The sequence below is a fragment of the Rheinheimera sp. genome, assembly GCF_036568245.1.
Lineage (GTDB): Bacteria > Pseudomonadota > Gammaproteobacteria > Enterobacterales > Alteromonadaceae > Alishewanella.
The window spans coordinates 1-3352 of record NZ_DATCSY010000393.1; the positions used below are offsets into that span (position 1 = coordinate 1).

Genomic DNA, 3352 nt, shown 5'->3' on the forward strand with positions numbered 1-3352 from the left:
TAAGTGAATTATTCACATAATAATCAAACTCGCTCTCGCCAATACCGGCCGATACATCAAATTGCCAGTCTGCCAGCTCGAACCTGGCGCCAGCGGTGACAGAGTAATCTGTCGATTCCGGTGCAATTTTCGGTAAATAACCGTCCGGGTAAATTTCAGTTAAATTGCGATCGTCCACTGCTCGGCGGTAAAACGCACCCGATGAAGACTCACGATGACTTACGCCACCAAAACCGTAAAACTGTATATTGTCCGGCCGCCAGCCTGCATTGAAAAATACCGCCTGTTGTTCAAACGACGCATCACCCACCACATGGTTCAGCCGGTTAAAGCTTGCCTCACGCGGATCAGGCTCGCCGTCTATGGTGGCATATTGCTGGCGTGGGTCTAACCCTGCGCGGTTGGTCGCATTTTTATGCTGCTGCTCTACGCTGAAATTAACAAAGCCATCGCGGCCAAACTGAAAGCCCGAGTTAAAGCTGGCTTTATAATATTCGCCGTCACCTTCATAGGTTTGGCCGGTGCTGATGGCGACATCCGTACCCTGTGTCTGGTCTTTTAGCACGATATTAATAACACCGGCAATCGCGTCTGAACCATATTGCGCGGCAGCGCCGTCACGTAATACCTCAATGCGTTTAATAGACGACATGGGTATAGCGTTTAAATCGACATTCGAGCTGCCACGCCCCATAGTACCGTTAAGGTGCACTAACGCCGTGCCATGGCGGCGCTTACCGTTAACCAGCACCAGGGTATGATCTGGCGATAAGCCACGCAAACTGGCCGGGCGCACCGCATCAGAGCCGTCGGTAATAGAAGATGTCGGGAAGTTAAAACTTGGTACCAGCAACTGTAACGCTTTTGCGGTTTCCAGTGCACCGGTGGCGGCCAGTTGATCTGCGCCGATAATATCCAGCGGCGCGCTGGTTTCTGTGGCCGAGCGCACCGATAAACGGCTGCCGATCACCGAAATCTTCTCTACGTCAGCCTGTTCCTGTTGTGCCTGTGCTACTCCAGCATAACTTGCTGCCAGCGCCAGCCCAATTGATACAGTCAGTTTTGTTTGCAATGCCATAGTCATTCCTTGTAAGTGTTGCTGTTATTGTAATAAAACCTGATATGTTGCCTGAATTCTGCCTGGTTATATTGCCGGGTCAGATACCAGAGCCGTCACTATGCCAGCCATCTTGCTGATAATTGTGCAGGCCCAGATAATCCTGTTTACCTATTTCTACACCATTGTGGCGTAAAATGTTATAGGCCGTCGTAATGTGAAAATAAAAGTTGGGTAAGGTATAAAACAAAGCATAGCCTAAAGCGCTGTAACGCTCCTCGTGCTGCGGCGGCAGGGTAAAACTTTGTTGCTCTAAGCCTGCAAACTGTCGCGGTGCTATTGTTAAAAGGTAACTGATACTGTGGTTTACATAAGCAATGTGCTGCTCAATCGTCACCACATCTTCGGTAAAGGTTACACTGTTAATTCCGCTGTATAGCTCAATGGTTTCACTGGCGATATCTGCCGCCCGTTTAACCTGCTGCGACAATTCATACATATCGGGGTACAAACGGCTTTGTAATAACAGGGCAGCCGGGTAGCCTTTGTAAGCGGCCTGATAACCCGCTTTGCGTAAAAAACTGGCCAAATTGGTTAAACTGCGAATAAAAACCGGGACGGTCACGTCATACAAACTGATAGCCATATTACCTCTCCTGTGCCGGACAAACGGGATAGTTATCCTGCGCTGTAAAAAACGCGGCATCATAAGATGCCGCGAAGGACAGGTGACAAGCAGGAGTAAGCAAAACCTACTCAAACATCTTAATATAACTTTTTAACAGGTAAACATATAAATTAATTCACTTATGGAATATAAAAGTATTTTTTGCGCTAACGCCACTGAGCATACTGGTATTACACCTGCAATGCCTGAGCTAAATCAGCAATCAGATCGTCCGGGTCTTCCACGCCGATACTTAAACGGATTAAATCGTCAGTAACCCCTGCAGCTAAGCGGCTCGGGGCATCCATCGCTGCATGCGTCGTGCTGGCCGGGTGGCAGGCCAGACTTTCCAGATCGCCCAGGCTGACGGCCTGGGTAAACAGCGCTAATTTATCTAAGAACTGCTCAGCGCGGGCAAAGCCGCCTGCCAGCTCAATGCTGACCATGCCACCAAAAGCGCCCACAGTTTCCGCCAGTACCGGGTAACCGGCATCGGTTGTCAGGCCGGGGTAAATAACTTTGCTTACCGCCGGGTGCTGCGCCAAAAACGCCGCCACTTTGGCCGCACCGGCAAGGTGTGCATCCATCCTGAGCGCCAGCGTGCGTAGCCCGCGCTGCAACAAATACGCTTCCTGCGGGCCAATCGCTGCGCCGATATGTTTCAGCGCTATGGTACGCACCGCCTGCATCAGCTCAATGCGTCCGGCCACAACACCGGCAATAATATCGCCGTGACCACTTAAATACTTGGTGCCACTGTGCATCACTAAATCGATGCCGTGCTCCAGCGGTTTAAACAGGTAAGGTGTTAAAAAGGTATTGTCGCACACCGTTATCGCACCGGTTTTCGCCGCCGCTGCTTTGATCTTGCGATAGTCGGTCACCTTCAGATTAGGGTTAGTGATCGGCTCAAACAGCACCAGCTTAGTCGCCGGGTGAATATTGGCCAGCAAGTCATCGTCACTGGCATAACGGCTTACATTAATACCGGCTCGGCTTAGGGTGTTGACCAAAAAGGCCGCAGTACCGCCATATACCGGGTCGATAAACGCCACTTCATCGCCTGCGCTTGCCAGCGCATAAAAAATACTGCTAACCGCCGCCATACCGCTGGCAACGACCAGGGCTTCATCTGCACCTTCCAGCACAGCCAGTTGCTGCTCCAGTGCCTGCACTGTCGGGTTTGCCATGCGGCTGTAAATAAAGCCGCTGCGCTCACCGGCAAAACGGGCTTTGCCCTCGGCTGCAGAGCCATAGGTAAAGGTACTGCTTTGATAAATCGGCGTGGTTAAAGCGCCGGTTTGCTGATCGCCGCCGCTACTGTGCAGCAATTGGGTTTTAAATTTCATTATTGGGCTCTTCTATAAAAATCTGCCGCCAACGGCGGCGATTTAAAATGGACGGTTAAACCACATGTTGTAGCGCATTATAGTGCGCTGCGGCCACATCCGGGTGTGAACGTAGCCGGCCTTTTAACACATTTTGCCCCACCTGATAAAACAGCGGGTTAAGCGGGTCGCTGGCCGGGCCTTTAGCTTGCTGCGCCAGCTCTGCCGGCAGTGGTAACAAGGGCACCGTCGCATCAAGCTGAGCTGCCATAAAAAAGGCGCACGACAACCGCTCAATAC

The 3352-nt window shown here is 51.3% G+C and carries 3 protein-coding genes and 1 pseudogene; all 4 read right to left on the bottom strand.

The features are described from left to right. The coding region (locus VIN66_RS17630) for a TonB-dependent receptor plug domain-containing protein (RefSeq protein ID WP_331925206.1) at positions 1–1078 on the bottom strand (1078 nt) is incomplete at its 3' end. A 79-nt stretch (positions 1079–1157) separates the two neighbouring features. Continuing rightward, a complete protein-coding gene (locus tag VIN66_RS17635) occupies positions 1158–1703 on the bottom strand; it encodes a DUF1993 domain-containing protein (protein ID WP_331925207.1) in 546 nt (181 codons plus the stop codon). Between the two features lie 212 nt (positions 1704–1915). Further along, a complete protein-coding gene (locus tag VIN66_RS17640) occupies positions 1916–3073 on the bottom strand; it encodes a PLP-dependent aspartate aminotransferase family protein (RefSeq protein ID WP_331925208.1) in 1158 nt (385 codons plus the stop codon). 55 nt (positions 3074–3128) lie between these two features. Further along, positions 3129–3352: pseudogene (locus VIN66_RS17645) on the bottom strand (isopenicillin N synthase family oxygenase); the annotation flags it as partial.

Excerpts from the sequence above, each read along its gene's own strand:
- VIN66_RS17640 (WP_331925208.1), bottom strand. The coding sequence starts at position 3,073 with ATGAAATTTAAAACCCAATTGCTGCACAGTAGCGGCGGCGATCAGCAA.
- VIN66_RS17635 (WP_331925207.1), bottom strand. The coding sequence starts at position 1,703 with ATGGCTATCAGTTTGTATGACGTGACCGTCCCGGTTTTTATTCGCAGT.